The organism is Kitasatospora sp. NPDC093806 (genome assembly GCF_040683335.1).
Taxonomy (GTDB): Bacteria; Actinomycetota; Actinomycetes; order Streptomycetales; family Streptomycetaceae; genus Kitasatospora.
Genome location: NZ_JBFBDO010000040.1, coordinates 34,063 through 52,163, shown reverse-complemented (window position 1 = coordinate 52,163; position 18,101 = coordinate 34,063). Strand labels below are relative to the sequence as shown.

Genomic DNA, 18,101 nt, shown 5'->3' with positions numbered 1-18,101 from the left:
CCGAGTCGACCGCAGGCCGATATCAGACCGGTATCCGGACAGGGCTGCCGATCGTGACATTTCCCTCACTCGCGGAGCCCCGTCACTACTTCCCCAGGACGGCCTGCATCACGGACTTGGCGATCGGCGCGGCGAGCCGCCCGCCGCTGATGCCGTCGCGGTTGCTGGAGCCGTCCTCGACCACCACCGCGACCGCGACCATGCGGCCGTCGGAGGCCTTGGCGTAGGAGGTGAACCAGGCGAACGGCAGGCCCGAGTTGCCCTCGCCGTTCTGCGCGGTGCCGGTCTTGCCGCCGACGTTGACGCCGGGGATCCGGGCGTTCTTGCCGGTGCCGTTCTCGACCACCGAGACCATCAGGTCCTGCAGCTTCTGCGCGGTGCCCGGGCTGATCGGCTGGGAGAACTGCTTCTCGGTGTGCTTGGAGATGGTGGTCAGCGAGGCGGACCGCTCCTCGGCGACCAGGTAGGGCTGCATCAGCGAGCCGTTGTTGGCGATCGCCGCGGAGACCATGGCCATCTGGAGCGGGGTGGCCTGGGTGTTGTGCTGGCCGATCGAGTCCTGGGCGGTGCCGTCCGGGGTGGAGTCGGACGGGTAGACGCTCTTCTCGGAGCGGATCGGGGTGTCGACGGTGCTGTTGAAGCCGAACTTCTCGGCCTGCGCCCGCATCTTGTCCTTGCCGAGGTCGGCGCCCATCTTGGCGAAGACGGTGTTGCAGGACTGGTCCATGCCGGACTTGATGGTGGCGTTGCCGCACTGCTCGCGCTCGGACTCGTTCTTCAGCACGAAGTTGGTGCCGGGCAGGGTGTACGGGTCCGGGGTCGCGGTCTGGTCGTCGATGTTCTGGTAGAGGCCGTTCTCGAACGCCGCCGCCGCGGTGACCAGCTTGAAGGTCGAGCCGGGCGGGTAGGTCTCGCGCAGCGCCCGGTTGAGCATCGGCTTGTTCGGGTCGGCGTTGAGGTCGGTCCAGGCCTTCGAGTCGGCGGACTCGTTGCCGGCGAAGGAGGCCGGGTCGTAGGACGGGGTGGAGACGAGCGCGAGGATCGCGCCGGTCTTCGGGTCCAGCGCGACGACCGCGCCCTTCTTGTTGCCGAGCCCGTCGAAGGCGGCCTTCTGGGCCTTGGCGTTGATGGTGGTGACGACGTCGCCGCCGCGCTTCTGCTCCCCGGTCAGCATGTCCAGGGTGTTGCGGAAGAACAGCCGGTCGTCGCTGCCGGAGAGGACGCCGTCCTCCAGCTGCTCCAGCTGGCTGGCCCCGAAGGCCTGCGAGGAGTAGCCGGTGACCGGGGCGTACATGGGGGCGTCGGTCCAGGACCGCTTGTACTTGTAGCGCAGGCCGTTGACGAAGGTGGACTGGGTGATCGGCTGGCCGTCCACGATGATGTTGCCGCGCGGGTAGGCGTAGCGGTCGTAGACCTGGCGCTTGTTGTTCTTGTTGGAGGCCCAGGCGTCGGCCTGGACGCCCTGGATCCAGTTGCTGCGCACCATGAGGGCCAGGATCAGCACGAGGCAGAAGATCGAGACCCGGCGGATCGGCTTGTTCACGAGGCGTTGCCCCCCTGGATCTCGGGTGTGGGGGTGGGTTCCACCCCGGGACGGCGGGCGTTGTCGCTGATCTTCAGCAGGATCGCGACCAGGGCCCAGTTGGCGACCACCGAGGAACCACCCTGGGCGAGGAACGGCATGGTCATACCGGTCAGCGGGATGAGTCCGGTGACACCGCCGGCGACCACGAAGACCTGGAGCGCCATCGCCGAGGAGAGGCCGACCGCGAAGAGCTTGCCGAACGGGTCGCGGGCGGCGACCGCGGTGCGCAGGCCGCGCTGGATCAGCAGGGCGTAGAGCATGAAGATCGCCATCATGCCGGTGAGGCCGAGCTCCTCGCCGAAGGAGCCGAGGATGAAGTCGCTCTTGGCGGCGAAGTCGATCAGCCAGGAGCGGCCCTGGCCCAGTCCGGAGCCGGTCACCCCGCCGGAGCCGAGCGCCATCAGCGACTGGCCGATCTGCTCGGTGGCGCCCCTGGGCGGCTTCGGGCCGAACGCGGCCATCGGGTCGAGCCAGGCGTCGATGCGGACCTTGACGTGGCTGGCGGTGGAGGCCACCGCGACCGCGCCGCCGACCGACATCAGCAGGCCGAAGACGATCCAGCTGGTCCGCTCGGTGGCGACGTAGAGCATCACCACGAAGAGGCCGAAGTACAGGAAGGACGAACCGAGGTCGTTCTCGAAGATCAGGATGAGCAGGCTGAGCAGCCAGATCACGATGATCGGGCCGAGGTCGCGCCCGCGCGGCAGGTACAGGCCCATGAAGCGGCGGCTGGCCAGCGCCAGGGCGTCCCGCTTGACCATCAGGTAGCCGGCGAAGAACACGGTCAGGATGATCTTGGCGAACTCACCGGGCTGGATCGAGAAGGCGCCCATCCGGATCCAGATCTTGGCGCCGAGGTCCTCCTTGCGCTCCGGGAAGAAGGCCGGCGCGGCGAGCAGCACCAGGGCCACCGCCATCGAGATGTAGGTGTAGCGCTGGAGGACCCGGTGGTCCTTCAGGAAGACCATCACCACGATGAAGAAGGCGATGCCGAGACCCGACCACATCAGCTGGTTCGCGGCGGCCGGGAAGTTGTTGTGGAGCAGCGGTCCGGCCTTGTCGAGCCGCCAGATCATCACCACGCCGAGCCCGTTCAGCAGGGTGGCGATCGGCAGCATCAGCGGGTCCGCGTAGGGCGCGAACCTGCGCATCAGCAGGTGGGCGATCAGCGCGAGCGCGCCCATGCCGAGGCCGTAGCCGAGCATGCCGGCGGGCAGCTTGCCGTCGTCCATCGCCAGGCCCACGTTGGCGTACGCCAGCACCGGCAGCACGACCGCGAAGGCCAGCATCGCCAGCTCGGTGTTGCGCCGGTTCGGCGTGCCCTGCGGGGAGATGGTGGTGTTGCCGCGGCGCCGCGAGGACGCGCGGTCGGCCGGGACGCCGTCGGCCCGGCGGCGGCCGGACCGGTTCGGTTCGCTGCTCACATCAAAGCTCACTGGATGACCGCTCCCTGACGGCCGGCGGGCCCGCGCCGGGCGGGCCTATGTCGGGTCGGGTCCGTCACGGCTTCGGGCAGGAGTCGGCGCGCTGCCGCTCCTCGTCGCTCAGGCCGGGCAGGTCGCCCTGCGGGGCGGCCGGGGCGGCGGCGCTCTGGCTGGGCGCGGCGGTGGCCGGGGCGCTGGTGCCGGGCGTGCCCGTCGACGGGGTCGGGGTGGGCACGCCGGCCGCCGGGGCGCGGCCGGTCGCGGACGGGCTGGGCACCGTGGTGGCCGTCACGAACCCGGCGTGCGTCGCCTGCGTGCCGCCGGCCGGCTGGACCGCCGGCGTGGTGGCGGGCGGCGTCGTCGGGTTGGCGGCGGTGTTGCGGGCGGCGTCCACCTTCTTGCAGAACGCGACCTGCTCGCCGAGCTTCTTCACCTTGTCGTCGGCGTCGCCGAGGCTGCTCGCCGAGATGGTGTTGGTGACGTGGGTGCGCTGGTCCTGCGGCAGGTACTTGAGTTCGATGTCCTTGTACGGGGTGTGCACCGAGGACAGGTTCACTCCGGCCAGGCTCTGGTTGACGCCCTGGTAGACCGCGACGTGGTCGCCCTCGGCGCCGACGTAGTACTGGCTCTGGGTCCACTGGTAACCGAAGAAGCCGCCCGCGCCGAGCAGGCCGACGGTGACCAGGCCGACCAGCGAGAAGGTCAGCGCCCGGTTCTTCTTCCGGCGCGGCCGCGGCTCGTCGTCGTAGTCCTCGGTCCCGTAGACCGCGGGCTCGCCGGCGCCGTGGCCCTCGGGGTAGCCCGGGTCGTAGCCCGCGGCCGGGCCGAAGCCGCCCTGGCCGTCGGCGTGGCCGTAGCCCTCGGCGGGGCCGAAGGCGCCCTGCGGGCCGCGGCCCAGCCCGGCGGCGCGGCCGGCCGGGGTGTCGCGGATCGACCGGTCGGCGGCGGCCGAGGACGGCGGGGTCTCGGCGACCGCGCCGACCACCACCGGGACGTCGTTGAACTGGCCGCTCAGGGTGTCCGTGGCGCCGACGTCCAGGACGTCCGCCACGATGCAGGTGATGTTGTCCGGGCCGCCGCCGCGCAGCGCGAGCTGGATCAGCTCCTGCACGGTCTGCTCGGGCGAGTAGTAGCTGCCCAGGGTGTCCTGGAGGGTCTGGTGGCTGACCGGGCCGGAGAGGCCGTCGGAGCAGATCAGGTAGCGGTCGCCGGCCCGCACCTCGCGGATCGACAGGTCCGGCTCCACCTGGCCGCGGCCGTCCAGCGCGCGCATCAGCAGCGAGCGCTGCGGGTGGGTCTCGGCCTCCTCGGGGGTGATCCGCCCCTCGTCGACCAGCCGCTGCACCCAGGTGTGGTCCTGGGTGATCTGCACCAGCGCGCCGTCGCGCAGCAGGTAGGCGCGGGAGTCGCCGACGTGGACCAGGCCCATCCGCTGGCCGGTCCAGAGCATCGCGGTGAGGGTGCAGCCCATGCCTTCGAGCTGCGGGTCCTCCTCGACCATCTGCCGGAGCCGGTCGTTGGCGCCCTGGACCGCGTCGCCGAGCAGGGTCAGCAGGTCGGCGCCGGGCACGTCCTCGTCCAGGCGGACGATCGAGCCGAGCACCTCGGAGGACGCGACCTCACCGGCCGCCGCCCCGCCCATGCCGTCGGCCACGGCCAGCAGCCGCGGGCCGGCATAGCCGGAGTCCTCGTTCCCCTCCCGGATCAGTCCCTTGTGGGAGCCGGCGGCGAAGCGCAGCACCAGGGTCATGCGACCTGTGCCCCCCTCTGGGTCATGGACGGGATGCTGTCCCTCATGCGCTACTACTTCCGCAGTTCGATGACGGTCCTGCCGATACGGATCGGCATGCCCGGCTGGAGCGGGGTCGGCGCGGTCAGGCGCTGACGGTCCAGATAGGTGCCGTTGGTGGAGCCTAGATCCTCCACCGTCCACTGCCCAGTCTGGTCGGGATAGATCCTGGCATGCCGGGAGGACGCGTAGTCGTCGTCCAGCACGATGGTGGAGTCGTGGGCCCGGCCCAGCGTGATGGTCTGGCCCTGCAGCGCGACCGTGGTGCCGGCCAGCGAGCCCTGCACCACGACGAGCTGGGTGGGCGCGCCGCGGCGGCGCCCGCCGCCCTGGGTCTGCGGCCCGCCGGTGGGCGCGGGGCCCTGCGGGGGCCGCCCGGCCGGTGGGGCCGGGGGAGCGGCCGCGGTGGCCGCGCCACCCCGGCGGGAGGCCCGGGGGTTCACCCGGGTCCCGAAGAGGTCGCTGCGGATCACCTGGACCGCGACGATGACGAACAGCCACAGCACGGCCAGGAAGCCCAGCCGCATGACCGTGAGGGTCAGTTCTGACATAACCGCGCCCGCTCTACCCTTCGACCTGTCGGTAGACGATGGTGGTGGAGCCCACGACGATTCGAGAGCCGTCGCGGAGCGTAGCGCGCTGGGTGTGCTGCCCGTCCACCACGATGCCGTTCGTCGACCCCAGGTCGAGCACCATCGAGGGGGTGCCGGGGCGGATCTCGGCGTGCTTGCGGGAGACCCCGGGGTCGTCGATGCGCACGTCCGCCTCGGTGGAGCGGCCCAGTACGCAGACGTTCCCGGTGATCTGGTGCCGGGCGCCGTTCACCTCGATCCAGCGCCGCAGCGAGGTGCCGTGGCCGGCGCCCGGGAACGGGCGCACGTTGCCGCCGCCGCCGGGGGCGGTCGCGGGCGGGCCGGCGGGCATCGCGGGGGGCGCGGCCGGCGGCGGGGGCGCGCCGAACGGGGCGGCGCCCTGCTGCTGCCACGGTGCGCCGGGGGCCGGGGCGGCCGGCGGGCGGCCGTAGCCGGCCTGGGTCGGCTGCGCGGGGGCCGGCGCGGGGGCCTGCTGCTGCGGCTCCTCCGCGGCGAGGGTGCGGCTGCGCACCCGGTACAGCCCGGTGTCCAGGTCGTCGGCCTTCTCCAGGTTCACCTGGAGCGGGCCCATGAAGGTGTACCGCTGGGCCTCCGCGTACTCGCGGACCATGCCGGCGAGCTCGTTGCCCAGTTGCCCGGAGTAGGGGCTCAGTCGCTCGTGGTCGTGCGGGCTGAGCTCGACGATGAAGTCGTTGGGCACGACGGTGCGGTCGCGGTTCCAGATGCTCGCGTTGTTGTCGCACTCGCGCTGCAGCGCGCCGGCGATCTCCACGGGCTGGACCTCGGACTTGAACACCTTGGCGAAGGTGCCGTTGACGAGACCCTCGAGTCGCTGCTCGAACTTCTTCAGCACTCCCATGGGGCACCCCCTTCCAGGGTTCGTTCGCCTGCCTGCCGACCGGATCCCGGGGAGCCGGTCGCGCCTACTTGCGGTACTTCCGTACTGATCGTATCCACGCCGGGGCCATCCGTACGGTTCCCGGACCACGTGGTGCCCGGGGGTGGGCTCGGACACACAGGGTGACGCATTCGGGCGGCAGCATGCCAGGGGTACCCGCCCGCGGGGGCCGTCATCCCTCGCTCGCCTGTTCGCCGGGCATCCGTTCGGATGCGCTCGGCCGCTCCGGGGAACGGATTCGGAGGTGGCCCGCAGGTCGTGCTACTGTTTTCCATGTCGGAAGGGGCGCCCGCAAGGCGGCCCGATCGAAGAACCGCGAAGGCCACATGGTACCGAGCGGATCGGCTGATCGACCGGCAAGCACGAAAAACACCCTTGCGCGGGTGGCGGAATAGGCAGACGCGCTGGATTCAGGTTCCAGTGCCCGAAAGGGCGTGGGGGTTCAACTCCCCCCTCGCGCACAGCGAAGCCCCGCAGATCTTCGGATCTGCGGGGCTTTCTCGTTCTCCGGGGTCCTGCTTAGCCGCCGGGACGGCGCGGGCCTTCGGCGCAGGCGGACCGGGTCAGCCGCGGCCGGCCGGGAGGTCGGCGCGGACCTCGAAGCCGCCGTCCGGGGTCGGGCCGGCGGTGAGCGAGCCGCCCAGCAGCTGGGCGCGCTCGCGCAGGCCGACCAGGCCGTGGCCGCCGCCCGGCAGGGTCTGGGCGGGCCGGACCGGCGGCGCCTCGTTGCGCACCTCGACCCGCAGCTTCCGGCCCCGGGCCTTCACCTTCACGTGCACCGCGGCCGCCGGCGCGTACTTGGTGATGTTGGTGAGCGCCTCCTGGACGGTGCGGTAGGCGGCCCGCTCGACCGCCTCCGGCCAGGGCCGGTCCCCCGGGCACAGCTCGCTGTCGGCGGCCAGCCCGCTCTCCTCGATCAGCCGGGGCAGATCGGCCAGCCGCGGCTGCGGGGCCAGCGGCGTGCCCATCCGCGGCCCGCCGGCCCGCAGCACCCCGACCATCTGCCGCAGCTCCTCCAGGGTGCGCACGGACAGTTCGCGGATGGTCCGGGCGGTGGCCACGGCGGCCGGGTCGGGGGTGGACACCTGGAGCGCGCCCGCCTGGATGCTGATCAGGCTGACCTGGTGCGAGACCACGTCGTGCATCTCCCGGGCGAGCCGGCCGCGCTCGTCGCTGAGCACCCGCTCGGCGAGCAGCCGGCTCTCCCGCTCCTGGCCGCGGGTCAGCTCGTCCAGCCGGGCCGCCAGCTCGCGCCTGGTCCGGGAGAGCAGGCCGGTGGCGGCCGGGCCGGCCGCCAGCATCACCGACTGGATGGCGTACAGCGCGGTGTCCCGGCTGAGCGAGAAGGTCTGCTCGGAGACCGGCCAGTGGAAGAACTCGATCAGCGCGAACAGCACGGCGCAGGGCACCACCACCCGGCGGCGGGGGCGTTCGGCGGCCACCGTGTAGACGGCCGTTATCGGGGCGAGCCAGATGTCGTCGAGGTAGCTGCCGGGCATGATCAGCAGGAACACCAGGACCGGGAAGCGCCGCCGCCACAGCAGGGCGACGGCGGCCAGCACCGAGAGCAGGGTCTGCCAGAGCGGGGCGCCCCGGGCCACCAGGGCGGCGTCGACGAGCGAGTAGAGGGCCGGCAGCAGCAGCATCAGCCAGGGCGCGGTGAGCCGGGCCGGCAGCCGTTTGCCGGGGGAGGAATCGCTCATGCCCGGGCGCTCAGGCCCCGTCGTTCGGCTTCGGCCGGACCAGGCCGGCCCGGTGCGCGATGACCGCCGCCTGGACCCGGTTGGCGGCGCCGAGCTTGCCGAGGATCGCGCTGATGTGGTCCTTCACGGTGCCGGTGCCCAGGAAGAGCCGGTCGGCGATCTCGGCGTTGGACAGGCCCTCGCCGAGCAGCGCCAGCACGTCCAGCTCCCGGCCGGTCAGCGTGCGGGCCAGCGAGGAGGCCTCGGCGTCCGGGCCGCCGCCGTCGACGTAGCCGCCGATCACGGTGCGGGTGACGGTCGGGGAGAGGATGTTCCCGCCGGCCGCGAGCACCCGGACGGCGTGCACCAGCTGGTCCGGGGCGGTGTCCTTGAGCAGGAAGCCGGACGCGCCGGCCCGCAGCGCGGTGCCGATGTACTCGTCGGTGTCGAAGGTGGTGAGCATCGCCACGGCCGGCGGGTCGGGCAGCGCCCGCAGCCGGCGGAGCACCGAGATGCCGTCCAGGTCGGGCATCCGGATGTCGAGCAGCACCACGTGCGGACGCAGCCGCCGGACGTACTCCTCGGTCTGCCCGCCGGAGCAGTCGCCGACCACCTCCAGGTCGGGGGCCGAGCCGACGATCAGCCCGAGCCCGGACCTCACCAGGATCTCGTCGTCCACGATCAGCACGCGGGTGGTGGTGATGGTCCCTCCTCGGTTCGGCGGCCGGGCCGGGCCGGTCCGCATGACTGGAATCGAGAGTAGGGCCTGACCGGCGGCTTCGTCGGGCCCGGCCCTCCGGGGTCACCCCCGCCGTTCGGCGGGGGTGTGAATCCGCTACCTGGTTCACGCGATTCTCATCCGTGGTGGGGAACCATGGAATTGGCTGCCGTTCAGTCGGTCTGCCGGCCGAGGTGGGCGTCCAGTGCCGGGCCGGGTGCGGATGCGACCCACCGATTGATCGTTTGGAATTGAGCTGTGTCGTCCACTGTGAAGCCGGAGCCGTCCGCCGCCCCCGCCGGGTCCCGGTCCGCCGCCCTGGCGGCGTACTGGCGCCCGAAGGCCGCCGCGTCGACCGTCTGGTACCTGCGGCTGATCGCGCTGCTGAACGTCGTCACCGTGCTGCTGACGCCGTTCCGGGACCAGGTCGAGACGCACAACGAGGGCGAGTACTTCACCCCGTACCTGATGACCGCCGGACTGGGCAGCGCGGTGCTCTCGGTCTTCCTGGCGATCGTGATGCGGCGCCGCAAGCGGGCCGCCTGGATCTTCAACCTCGCGCTCGCCGGCCTGTTCGCGCTGCTCTACCTGCTCGCCATGGCGCTGCCCGACGAGGGCTTCAACCGGCACCCGCTGAACTACGTCTCCACCGTGCTGACCTGCGGGTTCGTGCTGGCGCTGCTGGTCGGGCGGAAGGAGTTCACCTCCAAGGGCGACGAGGCCAACCCGAAGACCGCCGCCGCCGCCTTCGTGGCCGGCCTGGGCTTCGGCGGGGTGGTCGGCGCGGCGCTGGTCGCGCTGACCAACGACCTGCCCGGCGCCGGCTTCTGGGACATGTTCCGCTACTCGGTCGGCCGGATGGTCACCATCAACCCGTCCGAGCACTTGCGCTCCGTGATCCACGCCCCGACCTGGGTGGACGCGGTCATCAACGTGATGGGCGCGGTGTTCTTCGTCCTGGTCTTCTACGCGGCCTTCCGCAGCCCCCGGAACAAGGAGCTGCTCACCGCCGAGGACGAGCAGCGGCTGCGGACGCTGCTGGACAAGCAGGGCGAGCGGGACTCGCTCGGCTACTTCGCGCTGCGCCGGGACAAGGCGGTGATCTTCTCGCCGAGCGGCAAGGCGGCGGTCACCTACCGGGTGGTCGGCGGCGTCTCGCTGGCCTCCGGCGACCCGATCGGCGACCCCGAGGCCTGGCCCGGCGCGATCGACGCCTGGCTGGCCGAGGCCCGCGAGCACGCCTGGGCGCCGGCCGTGATGGGCGCCTCCGAGGAGGCCGGCGTGATCTACGCCCGGCACGGGCTGGACGCGCTGGAGCTGGGCGACGAGGCGATCGTCGAGCTGGACGAGTTCTCGCTGGACGGCCGGGCCATGCGGGTGGTGCGCCAGGCGTACAACCGGGTCAAGCGGGCCGGGTACACCGTCCGGATCCGCCGGCACGAGGACATCCCCGAGAGCGAGATGGCCGAGCTGGTCGCCAAGGCCGACCAGTGGCGGGACGGCGCGACCGAGCGCGGCTTCTCGATGGCGCTCGGCCGGCTCGGCGACCCGGGTGACGGGCGCTGCGTGATGCTGGAGTGCCACGACGGCGACGGCGAGCTGAAGGCGCTGCTGAGCTTCGTCCCGTGGGGCGCGGACGGCCTCTCGCTGGACCTCATGCGGCGCGCCCGGGACACCGAGAACGGCCTGATGGAGTTCATGGTGATCGAACTCCTGCAGCGCGCCCGCGAGGTGAACCTGGCCCGGGTCTCGCTGAACTTCGCGATGTTCCGTTCCGTTTTCGAGCGCGGCTCGAAGCTCGGCGCCGGCCCGGTGCTGCGGCTCTGGCGTTCCGTTCTGGGCTTCTTCTCCCGCTGGTGGCAGATCGAATCGCTGTACCGGGCCAACGCCAAGTACCGGCCGATCTGGGAGCCGCGTTATCTGCTCTTCGAGAAGAGCAGCGAGATTCCGCGGATCGGCATCGCCAGCGCCCGGGCCGAGGGGTTCATCACCGCACCGAGCCTGCCCGCGCTGTTCCGTCGTCGACACCGGGAGACCGCCGTGGCGGACCGGGTGCCGGTGGCGGCACAGGACGGGAAGGGGTAGCCCTCCGCCGGGGGGCGGAGGGGGCCGGTCGCCCGGATGGGGGGATTTCGGGGTGGCTTCTCCCCCCAGAGGATGACGGGGATCCGCAATTATGCCGATGTGGATTCGTTAATCGGCTTCTAATGTGGGGGTAGTTCGAGGAGCATGCGCGGCGTCGCGGAATTGGAGAGACGGTTGTGAGTCGGAGGACCCACGCGGGGGGCGTGCGAAAGGGGCCGGTGGCTATTGCCAGAGAGGCCGCTGTCGCCGAGTGGGGAACGCTGTTCGGCACGGTCCGGGAGCGGGTGGCGCGCAAGAAGTTCGCGTCCGTTCCGCTGGCCACCGCGGCGACCTGCCTGATCCTGGTGTTCAGCATCGTCCAGCACCTGCCGGGCGGGGAGCGCTTCGTCACCCAGATCGGGGTGGTGAAGGCCGCGCTGCCGCTGGAGGTCTCGCTGCTGCGCACACCGCTGTCGCTGTACGTGCCGGCCCTGGACCTGCCGGTGTGGGGGGCGCTCGCGCAGGTCTTCGTGGTCTTCGGCATCGCCGAGATCGTGCTCGGCCGGCGGCTGACCCTGGTGGTCGCCTACACCTGCACCCTGGCCGGGACGCTGTTCGCCCGGGTCGGGGTGGCGATCGGGCCGGACCACCTCTTCGGCTTCCCGAAGTGGGTCGCGCACGTCCGGGACACCGGGCCGTCGGCGGCCGTGGTGGCGCTGGCGATCTGCATCGCGTTCCGCTGCCGGGCCTGGTTCACCGCCGGGCTGGTGGTGGCGCTGATGGTCGGCGAGGCGATCGTGCTGCCGAACCTGGCCGGGATGGAGCACGTGGTCGCGGTGATCGCGGCGCTGCTGATCGCGGTGTCGGTGGAGGTGTTCGGGGACTTCTGGCCGCGGGTGCTGGCGGGCGTCGGCGCGGCGGCCGTGGTGGCCGCGGCCACCGCCTCGATCGAGGCGGCGACCGCCGAGGCCCGCCGCCGGGCCCCGGTCCGCGCGGTGGGTTAGTTCCGGCTCGCGGGCAGCGGGAGTTCGAACCAGACGACCTTGCCCACCGCCTTGCGGGCGGTGCCCCAGCGTTCGGCGAGCTTGGTGACCAGGGTCAGCCCGCGGCCGGTCTCGCCGAGCTGCTCGGCGGGCTCCAGCGAGGGCAGGTTGTGGTTGTCGTCGCTGACCTCGACCAGCAGCTTGTCCACCCGGATCAGCTGGAGCTGGACCCGGTCCCGGGCCACCCGGACGGCGTTCGTGACCAGCTCGCTGACCAGCAGCACGACGGTGTCGCTGAGCGGCTCCAGGTGCCAGGCGGCCAGCTGGGCGCGGACCAGGGCGCGGGCCCGGCGGACCTCGCGGTGGTCGACGGTGAGGTCCCAGGTGGCGACCTCGCTCGGCGCGACCCCGTCGAAGCGGGCCACCAGCAGCGCCACGTCGTCCTTGCGGTCGTCCGAGTGCAGCCGGTCCAGCACCACGTCGCAGGCCTGCTCGGGGCTCTGCCGGGGGTCGATCAGGTTGCCGCAGAGCGCCGCCAGCCCGGCTCCTATGTCGCCGCCCCGGACCTCGACCAGGCCGTCGGTGCAGAGCACCAGCATCGAGCCGTCCGAGACGTCGATGGTCTTGGCGACGAACGGCACCCCGCCGACGCCGATCGGCGCGCCGGCCGGGATCTCCAGCAGCTCGCCGGAGCCGTCCGGGTGCACCAGGACCGGCGGGACGTGGCCGGCGCTGGCCAGCTCGCAGGTCCGGTTGATCGGGTCGTAGACCGCGTACAGGCAGGTGGCGAGGTGGTCGTCGCCGAGCTTGTGGGCCAGGTTGTCGAGGTGGCGCAGCAGCTGGCCGGGCGGCAGGTCGAGCGCGGCCAGGGTCTGCATCGCGGTGCGGAAGCGGCCCATCGCGGCGGCCGAGTGCAGGCCGTGGCCCATGACGTCGCCGACCACCAGGGCGACCCGGCTGCCCGGCAGCTGGATCGCGTCGAACCAGTCGCCGCCGACCTCGGCCCGGGAGTCGCCGGGCAGGTAGCGGTGGGCGATCTGGACGCCGGGGATCTGCGGCGGGCGGGTCGGGATCATCGACCGCTGGAGGGTGGTGGCGACCCGGGACTCGGCGCGGTGCAGCCGGGCGTTGTCCAGCGACAGCGCGGCCCGGGCGGCCAGCTCCTTGAGGGTGGCGGCGTCGCCCTCGTCGAAGGAGCCGCGGTCGGGCAGCCGGAGCAGCTTGAGGATGCCGAGCACGGTGCCGCGGGCGGAGAGCGGGACGACCAGCATCGAGCGGCCGGCGACCACGGATTCGAGTTCGGGGCCGCCGAGCGCGGCGGCGTAGTCGACGGCGACGTCCCGGGTGACCACCGGGACCAGCACCGGCTGGTTCAGCTGGAGGGCCATGCCGGGCGGGGTGCGGCGGGGCATGGCGACCAGCGAGCCCTCGGCGAGCACGTGGTCCCACTGGCCGGTCGACTCGTTGCAGGCCAGGGCGACCCGGCGGAGCATCGTGTCGTCGTCCGGGCGGGCGGCGGGCAGTTCGGCGTCCGAGATCAGGCCGTCGACGAGGTCGACGCAGGCGAAGTCGGCGACCCGGGGGACGAGCACCCGGCAGAGCTCGTGGGCGGTGAAGCCGAGGTCGAGGGTGGTGCCGACCTTGCCGCCGACCTCGTTGAGCAGGGCCAGCTGCTCGCCGGCGTGCCCGTTGGTCAGGAACGGGCCGAACCGGCCGGCCGGCTGCGCGGGGGCGGCGGACGGGACGGGGACGGGCACGGGGGCGGGGACGGTCGGCGGGGTGGCCGGCGCGGCCGGCTCGCCCGGGTGGAGCCGGTGCCCGTTGGCGGACGACTCGACGGCGGTCTGTCCGACCGGGCTCTGTCCGACGGCGGTCTGCTCGATGGTGGTGCCTCCTCTCGGCGGGGCCGGGACGGCCTTCGGCGCGCCGCCGGCCTGGGCGCCGGTCTGGGCGGCGGTGGCCGGTGTCGCGGCGGTGGCCGGTGCTCCGGCGGCCTCGCGCTGGCCGGGCAGCGGGCCGGCCGGGCGGCGGCCGGGCGCGGACTGCTCGGGCTGCGGCGGCGGACCCAGCCGGGCGGTGCGCTGCTGGGCGGTCGGGTAGCGGCGGCCGAGGCCGGCCGCGGCGTGCGCGGTGCCGGCCGCCGGGTCGGCCGGGAGCACCGGCACCACGGTGACCGGGTCCACCCGCAGGGCGGGCAGTCCGGCCCGGGCCAGGGCGGCCAGCAGCGGTTGGCGGCGCTCGGCGGAGCCGGGCAGCAGGGCGGCGAGCGGCTCGGGGACCGGCCGGCCGGGGGCGGTCAGCGCGGCGGAGAGCCGGTGGAAGCCGCCGCGGGCCCCGGGGGCGGCGGCGAACGGCAGCAGCCGCTCGCCGAGCGCCAGCCGGGAGCCGGCGGAGCGCAGCGGGCGGGCGTCGGCGGCCAGGGCGAGCAGCCCGCCGGCCGGGCCGTCCACCGGGTAGGCCCACCAGAGCACGTCGCGCAGGTGTTCCTCGCGGTCGACCACCGGCAGCTGGCCCGCCCAGGCGGCGCCGTCCGCGGTCAGGGCGGTGAGGGTGGCGAAGGCGTCCCGGCGGCGGCCGGCGGCCGGGAGCGCGGCTGGGCCGGGCACGCTGCGCGGTTCGGCGGCGGGCAGCAGTCCGTCGGCGGGGCGGTCGTGGACGACGTCCGCGCGGTGCCCGAACAGTTCCTCGGCGGTCCGGCTCCACTGGGCGACCCGCCCGTTCCGGTCGACCAGCACGAGGGCGAGCCGGACCAGGGCGACCACCCCTGACGGCTGGTCCCCCGGTGTGGTGCCGGGCCCCGGTTCGGTGCCCGTCGGACGCGGTGTGGAGTTGGGATCGTCCACCATGGATTCGGTCTGCTCCCGCCTGGCCGCCACGCCTGGAGGCGGCCGTCTCTTTGGAGGAAGGCACGCTGTGCGGATACCAGCGAAGCACGGACGGGCCGGGACTCGATAGCGAAACGGGGAGATTCCTCGGTATCAGTTGCGTGTCACGCGCCGTGCGCCCTTCCGCACTCCCCGTCCACCCCGCCGGAGGGGCGCGCGCGGGGGGTAGGGTCGCAGGACGGTACCGGTCGGGACCGGACGACACGGGACCACACGGAGGCGAGAGGTGAGCGCGCAGATCCCCGTCCGCTGGACGGATCCGGAGCAGCAGGAGCTGGAGGAGCGGGTCGCCGCCGCCGAACTCGCCTGGCTCACCATGGACGTCGACGTGCGGACCCTGCGGGTCGAGATCGACAACTTCGCGCTGATCCACCACCAGCTGCTCGGGCCGCTGTACGCCCGGCTGGACGAGCTGGACGCGCTGGTCGCGGAGGCCGTGGCGGCCCGCACCGGCGACCCGGAGGACCTCCGGCAGGCCCACGAGGCGCGCCGCCGGGTGGACGAGCTCCCCGACCTGGACGCGCTGTTCGACACCTTCCGGGAGCAGAGCGGAGCGGACGGGGAGGACGCCCCGCCGCCGCCCGCCGCGCCCGCCCGGGTGCGGCCCGGCCGGGACGCCCAGCGGGTCTACCGCGAGCTGGTCCGGCGCGCCCACCCGGACCTGTCCACCGACCCGGACGAGCAGGAGCGCCGGGCCGCGTTCCTGATCCGGGTCAACGAGGCCTACGCGTACGGCGACACCGCCGCGCTGGAGGCGCTGGCCACCGAGTGGTCCACCGCCCCCGAGGCGGCGCCCGCCCTCGACTCCCCCGACCGGCTCGGCTGGCTGCGCCGCCGGCTGGAGTGGCTGACCGGCCGGATCGGCGAGCTCGCCGCCGAGCAGGTCCGGCTGGAGCGGACCGCGATGGGCGAACTGCTCGCGCTCGCCCCGCAGGACCCGGACCAGCTGCTCGCCGAGCTGGCCGAGCAGCTGCTGGCCAAGGCCGCCGACCAGCAGGCCGAACTGGAACGGCTCCTCGGGACCGCCCCGGTGGGGGACAATGGCGGGGCCGACCACGACGCCCAGGAGAACCAGACGATGTTCGCGCAGATCCCCTCCATCGACGCCGCCTCCGTGCCCGCCGACGCCGCCCTGCTGGACGTCCGCGAGCAGGACGAGTGGGACGCCGGACACGTGGACGGCGCGCTGCACATCCCGATCGGCCAGGTCGTCGCCCGGATCGGTGAGCTGCCGGACGAGAAGCTGTACGTGCTCTGCCGGGTCGGCGGGCGCTCCGCGCAGGTCGTCCAGTACCTGGTGCAGAACGGCCGGGACGCGGTCAACGTCGACGGCGGGATGTTCGCCTGGGACGGCGCGGGCCGTCCGATGGTGGGCGGCGCCGGGCAGGACGCCTTCGTCCTGTAGGCCGTCCCGAGGCCGGTTCGTCCCGCGGCGGGGAGCCGGGCGGATCAGGGGGGTCCACCCGGTCCGGGAGTAGGGCAGGATGGGCGCGCGACCGGGCCGGCGCGGTGCCGGCCCCATCCGTCCCCGGGGGAGTTCATGGCCGAGAGCACGGACCCGCCGCCCGTCCGGCGGGCCTGGTCGGCGCCCGCGCGGGTCGTCCTGGGCGCCGCCGCCGTCCTGCTGACGGCGGCCACCGGGCTCTTCCTCGGCGCGGTCTTCCTGCACGTGGCGCCGGCCAACCCGCTCTCCCGGGAGTACCGGGAGCAGGTGGACGGGCTGATCTACCCGGAGTTCGAGCAGAACTGGAAGCTGTTCGCGCCCAACCCGCTGCAGCAGAACGTCGCGGTGGACGCCCGGGTGCGGACCGACGAGGGCGACGGCGCGACCCGGACCCACGACTGGGTCGGGCTGACCGCGCAGGACATCGCCGCGATCCGCGGCAACCCGGCGCCCGGCCACGCCGACCAGAACCTGCTCCGCCGGGCCTGGGACTTCTACGACGGCTCGCACAGCGCCCAGGACGAGTCGCTCACCAACCCGCGCGGGCGGCTCGCCGAGGACTACCTCAAGCGGATCGCGGTGCAGCGGATCGGCCGGAGCGTGGCCGGGCGGCCGGTGGTGGCGGTCGAGCTGCGGGTGACCAGCACGACCCTGGCCCCGCCGGAGTGGAGCGAGGAGGCGGCGCCGGCCGCGCCGAGGGTCCGCGAGCTGCCCTGGTGGCAGGTGCGGGACGAGGACCTGCGGGGGCTCGGGTGAACGAGGTCACGGCGAGGACGGAGACGGCCCCGGAGCCCGGGGAGCCGCTGTTCGACGGGATCCCCCGGCAGCCCGGTCCGGTGGACGAGGCCGCCCCGGCGCCGCGGCGGCCGGCCCCGGTCGAGTTCGCCGCCCGGGCGTTCGAGGCGTTCACCGGGCGGGTGCTCGGGCGCCACCAGGCGGCGACGGTGCGGATCGGCTTCGGGCTGGTCTGGCTGGCCCACCTGCTCCGGGAGTGGCCCAACCGGCGGCTGCTCTACGGCGACACCTCGCCCTGGTCGATGGAGCTCGCGGAGCGGCTGCTGGCCGACAACGGGGCGCTGACCGTGCTGCCCTGGTTCGGCGGGCGGCTCTGGTTCGAGCTGGTCTACCACCTCGCGGTGCTGGCGGCGCTGGCCGTGCTGCTCGGCTGGCGGACCCGGGCGAGCACGGTGCTGTTCCTGGTCACCGTGCTGTCGCTGCAGAACCGCAACGTCTTCCTGGGCGACGGCGGCGACAACATCGTCCACCTGATGGCCGTCTACCTGGTCTTCACCCGGTGCGCCGAGGTCTGGTCGCTGGACGCCCGGCGGGCCTCCTCCGGACGGACCGGGGTGCTGCTGTGGGCGCTGCTCGGGGCGGTGCTGCTGGTCTGTCAGCTGGGCGGCTTCGCCGGGACCAGCCTGGACTGGACCGCCGCGGCCTTCCCGTACCTCGGCTGGGCGCCGCTGTTCTGGGGGCTCTGGGCGGTGGCCGGACTCTGGTGGCTGGCCGGCCGGCTGGCAGCGGACGGCGAGCTGCGGGCGGTGCTGGACGCGCTGGCCACCATGCTGCACAACTGCGCGATGCTGGTGATCGCCACCGAGGTGGTGCTGATCTACGCGACGGCCGGCTGGTACAAGGTGCAGGGCTCGCGCTGGCAGGACGGCACCGCGCTGTACTACCCGCTGCACCTGGACTACTTCACGCCCTGGCCGGGGCTGTCCGGGCTGGTCGGCACGGCGCTGCTGCCGGTCTTCCTGATCTCCTACGGGACGGTGCTGCTCCAGGTGGCGTTCCCGTTCACGCTGGTCAACCGGCGGGTCAAGAACGCGCTGCTGGTGGTGATGATGGCCGAGCACGTGGGGATCGCGGTGCTGCTCGGGCTGCCGGTGTTCTCGCTGGCGATGATCGCGGCGGACGCGGTCTTCCTGCCGACCGGGGCGCTGCGCTGGGTCGGCCGGCAGGTCGGCGAGCGGGGTGCGCGGCTCGGGAGGCGGGTCGGGCGGATCCGGCCGGGACGGGCACCACTAAGCTGACCG

13 protein-coding genes and 1 tRNA gene are annotated in these 18,101 nt (G+C 73.4%); 6 read left to right on the top strand and 8 right to left on the bottom strand.

Features of this window, described 5'->3' with window-relative positions; genetic code table 11:
* Nucleotides 1-85 precede the first annotated feature (85 nt).
* The 5 genes from AB0N76_RS20230 to AB0N76_RS20210 all read right to left on the bottom strand — a co-directional run bounded on the left by AB0N76_RS20230 (nt 86) and on the right by AB0N76_RS20210 (nt 6,250).
* Entirely contained in the window at nt 86-1,543 is a 1,458-nt protein-coding gene (locus tag AB0N76_RS20230; protein ID WP_363558857.1) for a penicillin-binding transpeptidase domain-containing protein, read from the bottom strand.
* Nucleotides 1,540-2,919 carry an FtsW/RodA/SpoVE family cell cycle protein gene (locus AB0N76_RS20225; protein WP_363558869.1) on the bottom strand — a complete coding sequence of 460 codons (1,380 nt, stop codon included), beginning with the start codon at nt 2,917-2,919 and terminating at the stop codon, nt 1,540-1,542. The genes AB0N76_RS20230 and AB0N76_RS20225 overlap by 4 nt, the downstream gene beginning before the upstream one ends.
* A 166-nt stretch (nt 2,920-3,085) precedes the next feature.
* The gene (locus AB0N76_RS20220; protein ID WP_363558856.1) at nt 3,086-4,759 is read right to left on the bottom strand and encodes a protein phosphatase 2C domain-containing protein; all 1,674 of its coding nucleotides are present in this window, start codon (nt 4,757-4,759) and stop codon (nt 3,086-3,088) included.
* 53 nt (nt 4,760-4,812) lie between these two features.
* Entirely contained in the window at nt 4,813-5,349 is a 537-nt protein-coding gene (locus AB0N76_RS20215) for an FHA domain-containing protein (RefSeq protein ID WP_363558855.1), read from the bottom strand.
* Nucleotides 5,350-5,362: 13 nt separating this feature from the next.
* A complete protein-coding gene (locus AB0N76_RS20210) occupies nt 5,363-6,250 on the bottom strand; it encodes a DUF3662 and FHA domain-containing protein (RefSeq protein WP_363558854.1) in 888 nt (295 codons plus the stop codon).
* A gap of 416 nt (nt 6,251-6,666) precedes the next feature.
* Between AB0N76_RS20210 and AB0N76_RS20205 the strand changes: the two genes are divergently transcribed.
* Nucleotides 6,667-6,750, top strand: a tRNA-Leu gene (locus tag AB0N76_RS20205).
* Nucleotides 6,751-6,852: 102 nt separating this feature from the next.
* Here AB0N76_RS20205 and AB0N76_RS20200 read toward each other — a convergent pair.
* The gene (locus tag AB0N76_RS20200; RefSeq protein ID WP_363558853.1) at nt 6,853-7,992 is read right to left on the bottom strand and encodes a histidine kinase; all 1,140 of its coding nucleotides are present in this window, start codon (nt 7,990-7,992) and stop codon (nt 6,853-6,855) included.
* Nucleotides 7,993-8,002: 10 nt separating this feature from the next.
* The gene (locus AB0N76_RS20195) at nt 8,003-8,716 is read right to left on the bottom strand and encodes a response regulator transcription factor (protein ID WP_363558852.1); all 714 of its coding nucleotides are present in this window, start codon (nt 8,714-8,716) and stop codon (nt 8,003-8,005) included.
* A gap of 291 nt (nt 8,717-9,007) precedes the next feature.
* Here AB0N76_RS20195 and AB0N76_RS20190 point away from each other — a divergent pair, with 291 nt between their 5' ends.
* Both AB0N76_RS20190 and AB0N76_RS20185 read left to right on the top strand, forming a co-directional pair.
* Nucleotides 9,008-10,774 (top strand): phosphatidylglycerol lysyltransferase domain-containing protein, encoded by a 1,767-nt coding sequence (locus AB0N76_RS20190; protein WP_363558868.1) that lies wholly within the window; start codon nt 9,008-9,010, stop codon nt 10,772-10,774.
* Between the two features lie 218 nt (nt 10,775-10,992).
* Nucleotides 10,993-11,757 carry a hypothetical protein gene (locus AB0N76_RS20185; protein WP_363558851.1) on the top strand — a complete coding sequence of 255 codons (765 nt, stop codon included), beginning with the start codon at nt 10,993-10,995 and terminating at the stop codon, nt 11,755-11,757.
* Here AB0N76_RS20185 and AB0N76_RS20180 read toward each other — a convergent pair.
* On the bottom strand, nt 11,754-14,582 hold the full coding sequence (locus AB0N76_RS20180; RefSeq protein WP_363558850.1) for a SpoIIE family protein phosphatase: 2,829 nt from the start codon (nt 14,580-14,582) through the stop codon (nt 11,754-11,756). The two genes, AB0N76_RS20185 and AB0N76_RS20180, sit on opposite strands and share 4 nt — an antisense overlap.
* A 265-nt stretch (nt 14,583-14,847) precedes the next feature.
* On the opposite strand from AB0N76_RS20180, the gene AB0N76_RS20175 reads away from it, so the two are divergent.
* From AB0N76_RS20175 to AB0N76_RS20165, 3 genes are all read left to right on the top strand, one after another.
* On the top strand, nt 14,848-16,026 hold the full coding sequence (locus tag AB0N76_RS20175; protein ID WP_363558849.1) for a rhodanese-like domain-containing protein: 1,179 nt from the start codon (nt 14,848-14,850) through the stop codon (nt 16,024-16,026).
* 135 nt (nt 16,027-16,161) lie between these two features.
* Entirely contained in the window at nt 16,162-16,821 is a 660-nt protein-coding gene (locus AB0N76_RS20170; RefSeq protein ID WP_363558848.1) for a DUF5819 family protein, read from the top strand.
* 161 nt (nt 16,822-16,982) lie between these two features.
* Nucleotides 16,983-18,098 carry an HTTM domain-containing protein gene (locus AB0N76_RS20165; protein WP_363558867.1) on the top strand — a complete coding sequence of 372 codons (1,116 nt, stop codon included), beginning with the start codon at nt 16,983-16,985 and terminating at the stop codon, nt 18,096-18,098.
* Nucleotides 18,099-18,101 lie beyond the last annotated feature (3 nt).